We start from the raw sequence: 14,416 nt of genomic DNA on the forward strand, positions 1-14,416 counted from the left end.
GGGCGCGGGGCGGATCCGCGCCCTAATTGTTTGACGCGATGACAAAGAGCGCTGAAATTTGGCTGATGGTGGACCCGGTCGGCGACCAGGTGGCGCCCGTCTCGACCCGCGCCTTCAAGACCGTCACCGCGCCGGTGTCACGTGTCCTGGCGCGCAACTGCGTGGCGCTGTTTCTGGATCCCGAGGGCAGGGTGCATCGGATCGAGGCGATCCACCCGCAGCGGCCTGGACCGCTTTGCATGCTGCGGCTGTGGCTCGGCCAGGCGACGCCCGCGCGCTTCGTGTTTGAGCCAGTGGACGCGCCGCTCGACGACATCCGTACCATGGTTCTTGACGCCATGATGTACTCGCGCAAGAACGGCGCCAAACTGCGCGCGGATTGGTGGCTGTTCACCGCGTCGGAGGCGCAAGTGCGCACCCAACTCGCCACTGCTCAGAGCCTAGCGGAATTGCATGCGATGATGCGCTTTCCCGCCGAAGAGAATTGCTTGGATCTGCTATGAAACGCTACCTCTTCCCCTTGATCATTGGCCTGGGCGGCGTGGCGATCCTGGTCTCGCTGGGCGTCTGGCAGGTGCAGCGACTGGCCTGGAAAGAGGGCGTTTTGGCGGACATCTCGGCCCGCATCGCGGCCCAGCCCGTGGCCTTGCCCGCGCAGCCGAACCCGCAACAGCACGCGTACCTTCCCGTGCGCGCCGAGGGCACCGTCACCGACGGCCTGCGCGTGCTGGCCAGCGCAAAGCGTCGCGGCGCGGGGTACCGGATGATCAGCGTGTTTGAGACCGACGGCCGCAAAGTGCTGCTGGATCGTGGCTTTCTGAGCGTCGACGCGCAAGCCGATGCGGGCGCACCGCAAGAGATCACCGTCACCGGCAACTTGCATTGGCCGGATGAGGTGGACGGGTTCACCCCCGAACCGGACACCGAAATGAACCTTTGGTTCGCCCGGGACGTGCCCGCGATGGCGGCGGCGCTGGGGACCGAGCCCGTCTTGATCATCGCGCGGCGCATCGAGCCCGCAGGTTACGCCGCCGAGCCGATGCCCGTGGGCGCCACCGGCATCCCGAATGACCACTTGGAGTACGCGATCACATGGTTTTCGCTCGCGATCGTCTGGGCGGGGATGACAGCGTTCCTGCTCTGGCGTATCAGGCAAAGAACCGCCTGAATTGGGACTGCCAAGAATGCGATACATCTCGACCCGGGGCCAGGCCCCCGCGCTCACCTTCGAAGAGGCCATGCTGACCGGGCTGGCGCGCGACGGCGGGCTCTATGTGCCGGAAACGATCCCTGTGATGAGCCGCGATGCCATCGCCGCCCTCGCGGGGCGCTCCTATGAGGAGATCGCGTTCGAAGTGATGCGGCCTTTCATTGGCGACACCTTCACCGACGCCGAGTTCCGCGACATCATCGCCCGCGCCTATGCGGGCTTTGGCCACGCCGCCCGCGCGCCGCTGGTGCAACTGGGGCCGAACCACTTCCTATGCGAGCTGTTCCATGGGCCGACCCTGGCCTTCAAGGACTTCGCGATGCAGCTCATCGGGCAGATGTTCCAGACGGCACTGGCGCGCCGCAACGAGCGGGTGACCATCGTGGGCGCCACGTCAGGCGACACGGGCTCGGCGGCGATCGAAGCCTTCCAGGGGCTCGACGCGGTGGACGTCTTTATCCTCTACCCTCATGGGCGCGTCTCAGAGGTGCAGCGCCGCCAGATGACCACGCCAAATGCGTCCAACGTGCACGCTCTGGCGCTGGCCGGGGATTTCGACGACTGCCAGGCTCGGCTGAAGGACATGTTCAACGATTTTGAGTTCCGCGACGGCGTGCGGCTGGCGGGGGTGAACTCAATCAACTGGGCGCGGGTGCTGGCGCAGGTGGTGTATTACTTCTCGTCCGCGGTGGCTCTGGGCGCGCCGCATCGGGTGGTGGACTTCACCGTGCCCACGGGCAATTTCGGCGACATCTTCGCGGGCTACATCGCCAAGCGGATGGGGCTGCCCATCGGGCAGCTGGTGATCGCCACGAACCAGAACGACATCCTGCACCGTACGATGGTCTCGGGCGCGCATACCAAAGAGGGCGTTGCGCCCTCGATCAGCCCCTCGATGGACATCCAGGTCTCCAGCAATTTCGAGCGCGCGCTCTATTTCGCCTACGATCAGGACGGCGCCGCGATTGCCCAGCAGATGGAGGCGCTGAAAACGGATGGCGGGTTCACCGTCAGCCAGGGCGCCTTGCAGGCGCTGCGCGAGGACTTCACCAGCGGGCGCTGCTCGGAGGACGAGACGCTTGCCACGATCACGGCGCAGCGCGACGCGACGGGCGAGGTGCTGTGCCCGCACAGTGCTGTGGGCGTGAAGGTCGCCGAGGAGCACCTGGGAGCAAACCCCATGGTCACGCTGGCCACCGCGCACCCGGCGAAGTTCCCGGATGCCGTGTCGCAGGCGGTGGGCATACACCCCCCTCTTCCAAAGCGGATGGCGGATCTATATGAGCGTTCGGAACGGGTGACCGAGGTGCCAAACGACCTCGCCGCCCTGGAAGCTCTTGTAAGGGACCGCATCCAAAAGTGACTGTAAAATTGCATGAATTCGACAACGGTTTTCGCGTTGTCACCGAGTATATGCCGGGGCTGAAATCCGCGGCGATTGGGGTCTGGGTCATGGCGGGCGGCCGCCACGAACGCATCGAGCAGAACGGCATCGCGCATTTCCTCGAGCACATGGCCTTCAAGGGGACCGAGCGACGCTCGGCGCTGCAGATCGCCGAAGAGATCGAGGATGTGGGCGGCTATATCAACGCCTATACCAGCCGCGAGATGACCGCCTATTACGCCCGCGTGCTCGAGGATGACGTGCCGCTGGCGCTGGACGTGCTCAGCGATATCGTGCTGAATCCGGTCTTTGACGAAAGCGAAATCGAGGTCGAGCGCGGAGTGATCCTGCAAGAGATCGGCCAGGTCATGGACACGCCCGACGACGTGGTGTTCGACTGGCTGCAAGAGGTCGCCTATCCCGAGCAACCGCTGGGCCGCACGATCCTTGGCCCCACCGAGCGCGTCAGCAGCTTTAGCCGCGGCGATCTGCGCCGCTTTGTGGGTGAGCACTACCGCCCGGAAAAGCTGATCCTGTCCGTGGCGGGCGGGTTCGACCACGACCAGATCATGGCCGAGGCCGAGCGCCTGTTCGCAGGGCTCGAGCGCGGCAGCGACAAGGTGATCGTGCCCGCGCAGTTCGCGGGCGGCGAGCGCCGCGAGATCAAGACGCTTGAGCAGGTGCATTTCGCTTTGGCGTTCGAGACGCCGGGCTATCTGGACGACGCGGTCTATACCGCGCAGATCTATTCCAGCGTGCTGGGCGGCGGCATGTCCTCGCGCCTGTTCCAAGAGATCCGCGAGCGGCGCGGGCTGTGTTACTCGATCTTCGCGCAGACCGGGGCCTATGCGGATACCGGCATGACCACGATTTATGCGGGCACCTCGGGCGAGCAGATCGACGCCTTGACGAACCTGACCGTGGACGAGCTGAAACGCGCCGCCGGCGAGATCACGCAGACCGAAGTGGACCGCGCGCGGGCGCAAATGAAGGCGGGGATGCTGATGGGGCTGGAAAGCCCCTCGGCCCGGGCCGAGCGTCTGGCGCGGCTGGTGGCGATTTGGGGCGAAGTGCCCAGTCTCGACAAGGTCGTGGCCAAGATCGACGCCGTGACCGTCGCGGATGTCCGGGCGCATGCCAGCGGGCTCATCACCACGGCCCAGCCAGCGCTTACGATGTACGGCCCGGTCGATCACGCGCCGCATCTTGCGCACCTCAAGGAGAGGCTCGCCGCCTGATGCTCACGCGCCGCCGGAAACTGCGGATAGAGACCGAGCGGATGACTCTACGCCCGCCGCAGCATTCTGACTATCGCACATGGGTGGCGCTGCGCCAGGTGAGCCGCGAGTTCCTGACGCCGTGGGAGCCCGTTTGGGCAAAGGACCACCTGACCCGCAAGGGTTTCACCAATCGGGTCTATTGGGCGCAGCGCTCGATCAGCGGTGGCTCGGCGGTGCCCTTGTTCATCTTCCGGCGCGCGGACGACATGCTCTTGGGCGCGATCACGCTGGATCATATCCGGCGCGGCCCGGCGCAGGCGGGCACGCTGGGCTATTGGATCGGCGGGCCGCATGCACGCAAGGGCTATATGGGCGAGGCGATCCGCGGGCTGGTCCACCACGCCTTCACCGAGCTTGACCTAAGCCGGGTCGAGGCCGCATGCCTGCCAGAGAACCAGGCCAGCCGTGGTGTGCTCGAGAAATCCGGCTTCAAATACGAAGGCGTTGCGCAGAGTTATCTGCAGATCAACGGTCGCTGGCGCAACCATGTGCTTTACGCAAGCCTCAGGAACGACCGCCGGGGCCGGACTGAAACGACTTAGATGCTGGGCTACCGCCTCTTTTTGGTGCTTGCTGGCCCGGTCGTCTTCATGCTTCTTCTTTGGCGCCTATTGCGCGGGCGAGAGACCCTTGCCGACATAGATCAGCGTCTCGGCGGTGGAACGCAAACACCCGCCGCGATTTGGGTGCATGGCGCCAGCAATGGCGAGCTGATCTCGGCGCGGCAACTCATCGAGGATATCGGGACGGCCTTTCCGGGGCACAGCCTGGTGGTGACCTCAAACACCATATCGGCGCGCGAGATGGTGCGCGGCTGGGGCTTGGGTAACGTCACGCCGTGCCTAGCGCCGCTCGATTTCCGCTGGGCGCTCCGGCGGTTCCGGGCGCGCTGCAGTACGGTGGCCCTGGTAACGCTAGAAAACGAGCTGTGGCCGAACCGGCTGGTGACGTTCCAGGGCCCGGTGATTTCGGTCGCGGCGCGCATGTCGGACAAAAGCGCGCGCCGCTGGAGCCAGTTCGGCGGGGTCATGTCGGCGCTCTTGGCGAGGGTCGACTATCTGGCGCCCCAGGACTTGGCCTCGGGCGCGCGCCTGAAGGCGCTGGGGCTTGCCGATGCGGCGCTGGGACCGCCGGTGGAGCTGAAATCCTCGGTGACGGCCGAGACCGTCACGCAAGCGCCGCCGCAGATCCTGGGGTCTGCCTTTATTCCAGAGCGGACCATTCTTGCCGCCTCCACCCATCCGGGCGAGGACGAGATCGTGCTTGATGCGTTCAAACAGCGGCTGCAGGAGGACGGCGATCTGACGCTCATCCTGGCGCCGCGCCACCCGCGCCGGGCCGAAGAGATCGTGCGGCTCTGCGAGGCCCGGGGGCTGCATGTGGTGCGGCGCAGCCAAATGGGCGAGCTGTCCACGGATGTCTATCTGGCGGACACTCTTGGCGAGATGGCGCTTTGGTATCGCTCCGCCGCGGTGACCATCGTCTGCGGCTCCTTGGTGCCGCTGGGTGGGCACACCCCGTTCGAGCCCGCGGCCCATGGGTCCGCCCTTATACACGGCCCGCATGTGGCGAATTTCCAAGACATCTATGCCGAATTGGACGATGCTGGCGGTGCGCTCTGTGTGAAAAACGCGCAAGAGCTCGGTGCGGCGCTTTGCAAGCTGTCGCAGGACGCGGCACGGGCAAGGCAGATCGCGGCCGCAAAACGCGTGACGGGTCGGTTCCAGGCGGCCTCGGCAGGCACCGCCCCGGTGCTAAGGGCTTTGCTGTATCACCTTGGTCAGGCGTGATTTTTTCTGATATCGCTTATATTTGATCGTCGAGCCCTGTTGCTTCTAGCCCGCAGTTTGTTAGCCTACGATTATAGATTGGCGCGGACCCAGCCGCGTTGGGCAGAATCAATAGGTCGATGGGGGCACGGGCTAAAAGAATGCGACAGATCCGGTTTGACTCGGGCGGCAAGACCTCTGTGCGCACGCAGTTTGGCGCGCTGTGCTACCGGGTGCGCCGCGACGAGGTTCAGGTGCTATTGGTCACCAGTCGCCGCTCTGGGCGCTGGATCATCCCCAAAGGATGGCCGGAGAACAATGCCACGCCGCACAAGGCCGCCAAGCGCGAAGCCTGGGAGGAAGCCGGCGCGCAGGGACGCGTGAACGGCAACGCGCTGGGCATCTTTTCCTACGTTAAGGAGCGCAAGGACACCGACCTGCCCGTGGTTGTGGTGGTCTTCCCGATGAAGGTCAAAAGCACCTCGTCACGATACCCCGAGGCGCATCAGCGCCGGCGCAAGTGGTTCTCTTGCGAGAAGGCCGCGGCCAAGGTGCAGGAACCGGAATTGCGAAGAATGCTCAGGCAATTTGACCCCAAGTCCCTAAAACGTTGATTTTTTGGCGTTTGAGGCGCTTGTGCGGTTGCTCGCGCGCGATTTAGACATATTGTCTTAGGATGTTCGTGAATAAGTAGGCCCATGATCCGCTACGCTCTAAAATGCTCGGATGACCACAGCTTTGAAAGCTGGTTCGCCTCGGCGAAGGCGTTCGATACGGTGAAATCCGCTGGAATGGTCGTCTGCCCGGTTTGCGGCTCTGACCAGGTCGAAAAGGCGATCATGGCGCCGCGGGTCTCGCCGGCGCGCTCGAAGGCGGAAAAACCGGCCGATCGCCCGCTAGCGGCGCCGATGTCTGACGCAGAAAAGGCGCTGTCTGAGGTCCGCAAGCATGTGGAAGAGAACTCTGACTATGTCGGGCTTGGCTTTGCCGCCGAGGCGCGCAAGATGCATCAGGGCGAAGCGCCGACGCGCTCGATCTATGGCGAGGCGCGCACAGAGGACGCCAAGAAGTTGATTGAAGAGGGCGTGCCGGTGGCTCCGCTGCCCTTCATTCCGCAGCGCAAGACCAACTAATCCCATCGCGGTGGGCGCCAGCGCTGGCGGGCTGACGCTGAACCTTAACGTGTATAACGGGGTGCCGTCTGAGAAGCTGCCCGAGGCCTTCCAAGACATCCGCAACAAGATGGATGACGCCGCCGACGATTTGCCCGACGGCATGCAGGGCCCCACGACGAACACCAATTACGGCGACGTGGCGATTGCCACCGTCGCGGTGACCGGGGAAGGCTTCGACTATGCCGAGATCTGGGACGCTGCCGACGCGCTGCGGTCCGGGCTCGATCAGGTGGACGGGATCACGAAGGTCACCATCTCGGGCGATCAGGACCCTCGCATATGGCTCGAGATCGACAGCCAACGGCTGGCCGCTATGGGCGTGCAGATCAACCGGGTGCTCAACGACCTGCAGGCGCAGAACGTGGTCCTCCCCGCCGGACGGCTTGATGAGGGCGGCAAGCCGGTCGTGACTTGAGCGGCTGCTGCGGCAAATTCACGCTCGGCTGCAAAGATCAACGATTTCTTAACCGAGGGGCGGGAAGCTAGAAATGGGTGGGTGACGCCCGTCACGAGCGGCCGCTCCCACCCGGATCTATGATCCGGGGCGAATCACCAAGAAATTATTAACCAGCGCGTATTATCCGAAAGCTGCAGTGTCGCATATTCGGAGCGCCCGGCTTGGCGAAACGGATGCACTTACGGCTCTTCCGGATCATGCGCGTCGCCGGGGTCATCGGCGCCGCGCTCCCCCTGGTAAAGCGGCCCCTGCATGTACTGCCCCAGGCCGAACCGCGCCACGACGCCCAATGCGGCGGTGATCGGAACCGCCAGCAGCAGCCCAACAAAGCCAAAGAGCGCGCCGAACACGGACAGCGCAAACAGCAGCCATACAGGATGCAGCCCCACGCTTGAGCCCACCAGCTTGGGCGTCAGGATGTTGCCCTCGACGAACTGCCCGAAGAAGAAGATCACCACCACGGCGATCAGCCAGAACCACTCGCCCCAGAATTGGAACAGCGCCAGCCCGATGGCCAGCCCGCCGCCCACGATGGCGCCGACATAGGGGATGAAGGACAGGATGCCCGCGATGGCGCCCACCACCAGCCCGAAATTCAGCCCCACCAATGCCAAGGCGACGGCGTAAAACGTGCCTTGGATCAGCATCACGGTGCCCTGCCCGCGGATGAAGGCCGCCAGCGTGTTGTCGATCTCGCGGGCCAGCAACCGGATCGTGTCCAGGTGATCGCGCGGCAGCATCTCGTCCACGCGGGCCACCATGTGGTCCCAGTCCAAGAGCAGGTAGAAGGCCACGACGGGCACGATCACCAGCAGCACCACGATGTTCAGCAGCCCCGCCGCCGAGGACAGCACGCTGTTGATCAAGGCGCCGCCCTTCTCCTGGATCATCGCGCCAAAGCGTTCCAGCGACTGGCGCACGACAGAGCTCTCGTCGGCCAGGGCCGGGAAGCGCTCGGTCAGAAAGGCCTGCAGGTCGCGCATATATTGCGGCGCCGCGCTGACAAGGGCGCTGCCCTGCTGCGCCAGCGCCGGGATCACGGCCAGGGCCAGGATGACAAAGACCAGCACGGCGCCCAGCATGATCACCGTTGTTGCCATGGCGCGGGACAAGCCCCAATTCTCTAGCCGGTCCGCGATGGGGTCCAGGCAGTACGCGATGGCCCCGCCCAGTACGAAAGGCAGGATCGTGTTGCCCAGATACCAAAGCACAACCAGGAACACCGCCGCCGCGATGCCCCAGATCCTAAACTGCTGCTGAACTGTAAGTGCCATGCCCGTGCCCGTGCCCCGAAAGCCCATTCTAATGCGACCTTCATAGGCCGAAACGGGGCGCCGTCGAACAAAAAAAAAGCCCCGCTAGAAAAGCGGGGCCCCACTCGTTAAGCCGTGTTGCACTCGTTAAACCGCATCAGTGGGCTAGTGGCAGGCGGGACGCGTGCCGGGCAGAAGGACCTTGTCGACAACGTGGATCACGCCGTTATCGGCCTTGATATCCGCGATAATGACGTTGGCCATCTCGCCGGTGCCGTCGGCGATCATCACGCCGCCAGAATTCTTGGTGATGCACAGCCGCTCGCTGGCCAGGATCGGTTTGAAGTAGTTCGACCCGTGCGGGATGCCCGCCGCGGGCAGGTTGCGATCGTCCACGTGATAAAGCAGCACGTTGGTCAGCTGGCCCTTGTTCTCGGGCTTCAGCAGGGTCTCGACGGTGCCGTCAGGCAGCGCGGCAAAGGCGTCGTTGACCGGCGCGAAGACGGTGAAAGGGCCGGGGCCCTGCAGCGTCTCGACAAGACCGGCGGCGGAAACGGCGGCCACCAGGGTGGAGAAACGCTCGTCGCCGGCGGCGATATCAACGATGGAGTTGGCAGAAGCCGGCACAGCCAAGCCCAGCACACAGGCCGATGCCTGCGCGATTTTACGCAAGATAGTCATGATGTTATCCCTATACTGATACGCGTCTTTGCGTATGGTTAGGTTACGGGCACTGTCACAAACTGGATCAAAACCTCACGAACCCGTGAAGACTGTCTCGGCCAAAAAATCTCGGTAGGGGTAGGGTGTGTGCTTGCACGCACCGCTTGGTCAGCGATGCGCACGGCTCTTAGAACGGCAGGTTCTTTGGGAGCTCTAATCACCGGGAAACGCACTGCCAGCCGACGGTAATATGTGCGGCAATCGCCATCTGCCCGGCTGGCTTCCGTCTGCGCCGTTGAGATGTTCCTATGACTGAGATCTGCTGGACCATCTGACCATCAGCGCCGGGCATTTCATGCCGCGACGGCCTCCAAGAGCCATTGCAGATGTCGCGGGTTGCGGATCTCAAGCTCTCATACCTCAATGGGCTGCAGCTTGGATGGGAGCGGCTCCACAGGCAAAGCTAACGCGTTCGCGCTGACGTGATACCGACGCAATACCGACATTGGATTTCACCCCAAACTGCCCCCCCCCAAAAAGGAACGGGCCGCGCGGTGGCGGCCCGTCTGGGTCTTCGTCTCAATCAAGGCCTACCGCGGCGGCTGCGGCATCCATCCGGGCATCGCCACATCGGCATGGGCGAATTGCGGCATGTTCGCGGCCAGATCGCCCATGTTCTTAATGTCCTTGTCGTTCAGGAAGGCCTGGGTGATCAGTGTCGGCGGCACGATCACGCTGGCGCCCGGGTCCTCTCCGGCTAGCAGCATCGCAAGCGCCCGCACCGAGACCTCGCCCACCACGGCGGGGTTGGTGGCCACGGTGGCCTTCCAGGCCGAGCCCGGCTCGCGCATCGCCGAGATATCCGCGGTTGAGACATCCGCCGAGTAGATCGAGACCTGGTCGGTCAGCCCGGCCTCGTCCACGGCGATCTTCACGCCCTTGGCGAACTCATCATAGGGCGCGAAGAACACGTTGATATCCGGGTTGGCCTGCAGCGCAGAGCGCGCCTGGTTGGCGTTGGCATTGGCAATCGGGTTGTCCAGCGTGCCGATCACCGCGCGCTCGTTGATGCCGGGGTTGGCGGCCTTGATTTCTTCCCAGGCCACGTGGCGGCGGTCCAGCGGCGCGATGCCGGGCACATAGACGTAACCGGCCTCCCACTTGTCGCCATTATCCGCAAGCGCCTGATCCAAAGCCATTTTTCCAAGCAGATAGTCGGATTGCTCGACCTGGGGGATGCTTTCGTTCTCGACGTTCACATCGAAGGCCACGACCTTGATCCCGGCGTCCAGAGCGCGCTGCGCGGCGTCCTTCATGCTCTCGGTCAGCCCGTGCTGGATCACGATCCCGTCCACGCCAAGCGCGATGGCCTGGTCCACCATGTCCGCCTGCAAGGCCGCGTCCTGGCGGCTGTCAAAGACCCGCAGGTCCACGCCCAGAGCCGCCGATTGCGCCTCGACGCCTGACAAGTAGGCCTGGAAGAAGTCGCCCGTGGACAGGTACCGCACCAGCGCGATCTTCACCTCGCCCGCGTTGTCGAATGGCGCCGGCATGTCCGCGGCCAGCGCCGGGGTCGCCCCGGCCAGCATCGCGCCGCCCATCAGGCCCAGCATAGTTCTTCTCTTCAATGTCATCTCATGTCCTCCCATAGATGCTTGCTTCAAAACCTTGTTTCAGTGCCCGCCTCTGCGCCCCCTGCCTGAGAGCGCGAAGGTGAAGACCAGCGCCACAACAAGCACGCCGCCCTTCACAAAATCCTGCGTGTAATAGGGCGCGTTCATCATCGTCAGCCCCTGCAAGAGCACGCCCACAAAGAGCGCTCCGATGGCGGTTCCAAAGGCGTTGGGCTTGGCCGCGCCGAGCACTGCGAAGCCGATCAATGCCGCCGCCACGCTGTCGAGCAGCAGGTTGTTGCCCGAGGCGATGTCGCCCCGCCCCAGCCGCGCCGCCAGCAGGATGCCCCCGATCGAGGCGGTCACGCCCGAGATCATATAGGCGGCGACCTTATAGCCGGTTACATTGGCGCCGGCCAAAGCCGAGGCGCGCTCGTTCGAGCCGATGGCATACATCAACCGCCCATGGCGGGTGAGCTCCAGAAACACCCAGATCAGCACGCCCACCAGGATGAAGATGATCACCGGCACCGGGATCAGGTTCTCGATGAAGACATCGAACCGGTGCCGCCCGAGCCACAGGAAACCGGCCGAGAACGTGCCCTCTGCCGTGCTGCCATCGGGCAGGGTCATGCCCGTGGCGACAGAGCGACCCTCGGTGGGGATGCGCTGCAACCCGATCAAAAGGAACATCATGCCCAGCGTCGCCAAGAGGTCCGGCACCCGCATCTTCACGATCAAAAGCCCGTTGATCAGCCCCACGAAGGCGCCCATGACCAGGCAAGCCAGCACCGCGACGACGGCTGATTGCTCCAGCACCACCATGAAATAGGCCGACATCATCAGCGAGGACGTGGCCACCGAGCCGATGGACAGGTCGAACCCGTCAACCACCAGCGTGCAGGTCACCCCCAGCGCCAGGATCCCGGTGATCGCCACCGACTGGAACACGAACACCGCCGAGCGCGCCCCCGCGAACCCCTGCGCGGCGAAAGAGAAATACAGCACCAGCCCAAAGAGCAGCAGCAAAAAGCCGTAGCGGATGGCGAAATCGCGGATCTTCTGCGCGTCGTTCAAAATTCAAATCCCAAGCTGCGCGGCGCTCTGGCCGGAGATCTGCGCCATCAGCGGCGCCAGATCGATGTTCTCGTTGCGATGCTCGCCCACCAGGGCCTCTTCGTTCAGCACCAGGATGCGGTCGGCGATCTCCAGCGCCTCGTCGATCTCGGCGACAAAGACGATGGTGGCGCGCTGGTCAGAGGTGGCGCGGATATGGGCGCCGATGTCCCGGCGCGCCTGGATGTCGACGCCCTGGAAGGGCTCGTCCAGCACCAAGAGCTTGCAGGGCTGGCTCAGCCAGCGGCCCACCATGACCTTCTGCTGGTTGCCGCCCGAGAGCGTCAGGATGTCATCCGCGGCGGATTGGCAGACCACGCCCAGCGTGTCGACCATGGCCTCGGTCGCGCGGCGCTGCCTGCGGCGGCTCAGCATCGAGAGGGCAGAGTGGCGCGCGAAGAAGGGCACGGTGAGGTTGTTGGTGATGTCGAAGTCCGGGATCACGCCGTTCGAGGCGCGGTCCTTGGGGCACATATGCACGCCGCGCCGGATGGCCTCGGCGGCGCTGCGGGGCGCGTAGGCCGCGCCGTCCAGGGTCATCGCCCCCGCGGCGGGCTGCGTCAGACCAAAGAGCACCGCGGCGAGCTTTGTCTTGCCGCTGCCCAGGAGGCCCGCGATGGCCACGACCTCGCTGCGATGGGCGGTTAGGGTCAAATCCGCGCCGCCCTCGGACAGGGCGACGCCGTTGAGTTGGAGGACCGGCGCGCCCTGCGCGCCTACGTTCACATCAACCTCGGTCATGCGATGCCCCAGCATCGCCGTCACCGCGCCCTCGTAGTCCAGGGCCTCGCCCTCGAACGTGCCCGAGATCTCGCCGTCCCGCATCGACACGATGCGATCTGCGATGCGGCGGATATCGGACATGCGGTGCGAGATGTAGAGGATCGCGACACCCGTGTCGCGCAACCTGTCGATCAAGGCAAAGAGCCGGTCGGCCTCTGAGGCGGACAGGGACGAGGTCGGCTCGTCCAGGATCAGCACCTTGGGTTCATGCGCCATGGCCCGCGCGATGGCGATCATCTGGCGATCCGCCACGCCCAGCGCGGAGACGGGCGTGCGCACGTCCACCCCAAGCTGCATCCCCTCGGCGATCTTGCGCGCCTCGCGCCGGATGGCGCGGTCCGACAGGAAGAACCCGGACATCGCGGGCAGGCGGTCCAGCATCAGGTTCGAGGCCACGTCCAGCTCCGGCGCCACCCCGTCATTGATCGACTGGTGCACCGTCACGATGCCCGCGCGGAAGGCGTCTCGGGGGTTGGCGGGGGCAAAGCGCGTGCCGAACAGGCTGACCTCGCCCGCATCTGCCTGATGTATGCCGCAGAGCACCTTCACCAGGGTGGACTTGCCCGCGCCATTGGCGCCCATCAGCACGGTCACCGCGCCGGAAGGCAGTGTCAGGTTGATTCCCCGCAGCACCTGGTTCGGTCCGAAGGCCTTGCGCAGGCCTTTGATATCGCATGCAATTTCAGACAATCCACTCCTCCCAATGTTGGCACGTTAGACCATGGGCATCATATGTCAAGTGCATTGACAAATGTAAGCAACCTGGCAATGTAGGGCCCATTCAAACGCCCACAGGGAGTACGTGACGCGTGTTAGATGGTAAGGAATACAAGGCGCTAACGGTCGAATCACTGACCGAACGGCTGGCCGGGCTGCCCGCGGTGGCCGATCGCGTCGGCGGGGCGCCGGCGGCGTGGCAGGTCCACGAGGTCGGCGACGGCAACCTCAACCTCGTCTTCATCGTCACCGGCGCAACGGGCTCGGTGATCGTCAAGCAGGCGCTGCCCTATGTGCGGCTGGTGGGCGATAGCTGGCCGCTGCCGCTCTACCGCGCCTTCTACGAATACCACGTGCTGATCCGGCAGGCGGCGCGCGACCCCGGCTCGGTGCCCGAGATCTATCACTTCGACGAGACGCAGGCGCTGATCGTGATGGAGTATCTCTCGCCGCATGTGATCCTGCGCACCAAGCTGATCGCGGGCGAACGGGTGGAGGGGCTTGGCGAGCGGCTGGGGCTGTTCTGCGCGCGCACGGCGTTCCGCGGGTCAGAGCTGTCGATGGTCAGCGCCGACAAGAAGGCCGATGTGGGGCTGTTCTCGGGCAATGTGGAGATCCCGGCGATCACCGAGGGGCTGGTGTTCCGCGACCCGTATTTTGACGCCGAGATGAACCACCATACCGAAGGGCTCGACCCGGTGGTGAAGACTCTGCGCGATGACGTGGCGATGAAGGGCGAGGTGCAGGCGCTGTTCCGTGCATTTTCGGCCAAGTCCGAGACGCTCTGTCACGGCGACCTGCACTCCGGCTCGGCCATGTGCACGGGCGATGAGACCAAGGTGATCGACCCAGAGTTCGGCTTTTACGGGCCGTTCGGGTTCGATCTTGGCATGCTGATTGCGAATTACCTGATGGCCTATTTCAGCCAGCCCGCCCATCGCGGCGCGGATCTGGCGGCCTATCAGGAGTGGATCCTGGACGNACCTTCGACAATGC

Annotated in this window: 15 protein-coding genes; 10 read left to right on the plus strand and 5 right to left on the minus strand. The window is 64.4% G+C overall.

Features of this window, described 5'->3' with window-relative positions; all coding sequences use genetic code 11:
* Positions 1 to 38: 38 nt before the first annotated feature.
* The 9 genes from AIOL_RS22305 (at position 39) to AIOL_RS22345 (ending at position 7,233) form a co-directional block, all read left to right on the plus strand.
* Positions 39 to 503, plus strand: a complete 465-nt coding sequence (locus AIOL_RS22305; protein WP_049645006.1) for a hypothetical protein — start codon at positions 39 to 41, stop codon at positions 501 to 503.
* A complete protein-coding gene (locus tag AIOL_RS22310) occupies positions 500 to 1,168 on the plus strand; it encodes an SURF1 family protein (RefSeq protein WP_049645007.1) in 669 nt (222 codons plus the stop codon). Before AIOL_RS22305 ends, AIOL_RS22310 begins: the two co-directional genes overlap by 4 nt.
* Before the next feature lie 16 nt (positions 1,169 to 1,184).
* Positions 1,185 to 2,573, plus strand: a complete 1,389-nt coding sequence (gene thrC / locus AIOL_RS22315; protein WP_049645008.1) for a threonine synthase — start codon at positions 1,185 to 1,187, stop codon at positions 2,571 to 2,573.
* On the plus strand, positions 2,570 to 3,832 hold the full coding sequence (locus AIOL_RS22320) for a M16 family metallopeptidase (protein ID WP_049645009.1): 1,263 nt from the start codon (positions 2,570 to 2,572) through the stop codon (positions 3,830 to 3,832). Before thrC ends, AIOL_RS22320 begins: the two co-directional genes overlap by 4 nt.
* Positions 3,832 to 4,416, plus strand: a complete 585-nt coding sequence (locus AIOL_RS22325) for a GNAT family N-acetyltransferase (protein WP_049645010.1) — start codon at positions 3,832 to 3,834, stop codon at positions 4,414 to 4,416. Before AIOL_RS22320 ends, AIOL_RS22325 begins: the two co-directional genes overlap by 1 nt.
* Positions 4,417 to 5,664 carry a 3-deoxy-D-manno-octulosonic acid transferase gene (locus AIOL_RS22330; protein ID WP_049645011.1) on the plus strand — a complete coding sequence of 416 codons (1,248 nt, stop codon included), beginning with the start codon at positions 4,417 to 4,419 and terminating at the stop codon, positions 5,662 to 5,664. It begins immediately after the preceding gene.
* A gap of 140 nt (positions 5,665 to 5,804) precedes the next feature.
* Positions 5,805 to 6,257: an NUDIX hydrolase gene (locus AIOL_RS22335; protein ID WP_049645012.1), complete on the plus strand. Its 453-nt coding sequence runs from the start codon at positions 5,805 to 5,807 to the stop codon at positions 6,255 to 6,257.
* An 84-nt stretch (positions 6,258 to 6,341) separates the two neighbouring features.
* Complete coding sequence (locus AIOL_RS22340) at positions 6,342 to 6,776, plus strand: DUF1178 family protein (protein WP_049645013.1); 435 nt, start codon at positions 6,342 to 6,344, stop codon at positions 6,774 to 6,776.
* 10 nt (positions 6,777 to 6,786) lie between these two features.
* Positions 6,787 to 7,233: an efflux RND transporter permease subunit gene (locus AIOL_RS22345; protein WP_049645014.1), complete on the plus strand. Its 447-nt coding sequence runs from the start codon at positions 6,787 to 6,789 to the stop codon at positions 7,231 to 7,233.
* A 221-nt stretch (positions 7,234 to 7,454) separates the two neighbouring features.
* On the opposite strand, the gene AIOL_RS22350 is transcribed toward AIOL_RS22345, so the two are convergent.
* The 5 genes from AIOL_RS22350 to AIOL_RS22370 all read right to left on the minus strand — a co-directional run bounded on the left by AIOL_RS22350 (position 7,455) and on the right by AIOL_RS22370 (position 13,393).
* Entirely contained in the window at positions 7,455 to 8,549 is a 1,095-nt protein-coding gene (locus AIOL_RS22350) for an AI-2E family transporter (RefSeq protein ID WP_049645620.1), read from the minus strand.
* 144 nt (positions 8,550 to 8,693) lie between these two features.
* Positions 8,694 to 9,209 carry a fasciclin domain-containing protein gene (locus AIOL_RS22355; RefSeq protein WP_049645015.1) on the minus strand — a complete coding sequence of 172 codons (516 nt, stop codon included), beginning with the start codon at positions 9,207 to 9,209 and terminating at the stop codon, positions 8,694 to 8,696.
* A gap of 572 nt (positions 9,210 to 9,781) precedes the next feature.
* Entirely contained in the window at positions 9,782 to 10,825 is a 1,044-nt protein-coding gene (locus AIOL_RS22360) for a substrate-binding domain-containing protein (protein WP_049645016.1), read from the minus strand.
* Between the two features lie 39 nt (positions 10,826 to 10,864).
* Complete coding sequence (locus tag AIOL_RS22365; protein ID WP_049645017.1) at positions 10,865 to 11,881, minus strand: ABC transporter permease; 1,017 nt, start codon at positions 11,879 to 11,881, stop codon at positions 10,865 to 10,867.
* 3 nt (positions 11,882 to 11,884) lie between these two features.
* Positions 11,885 to 13,393 carry a sugar ABC transporter ATP-binding protein gene (locus tag AIOL_RS22370; protein ID WP_049645018.1) on the minus strand — a complete coding sequence of 503 codons (1,509 nt, stop codon included), beginning with the start codon at positions 13,391 to 13,393 and terminating at the stop codon, positions 11,885 to 11,887.
* Between the two features lie 119 nt (positions 13,394 to 13,512).
* On the opposite strand from AIOL_RS22370, the gene mtnK reads away from it, so the two are divergent.
* On the plus strand, positions 13,513 to 14,401 hold an 889-nt coding region (gene mtnK / locus AIOL_RS22375; protein ID WP_049645621.1), incomplete at its 3' end, for an S-methyl-5-thioribose kinase.
* Between the last annotated feature and the right edge of the window lie 15 nt (positions 14,402 to 14,416).

Origin of the sequence: Candidatus Rhodobacter oscarellae, from assembly GCF_001078595.1 — a bacterium.
In the GTDB taxonomy this organism is placed as follows: domain Bacteria; phylum Pseudomonadota; class Alphaproteobacteria; order Rhodobacterales; family Rhodobacteraceae; genus Rhodobacter_B; species Rhodobacter_B oscarellae.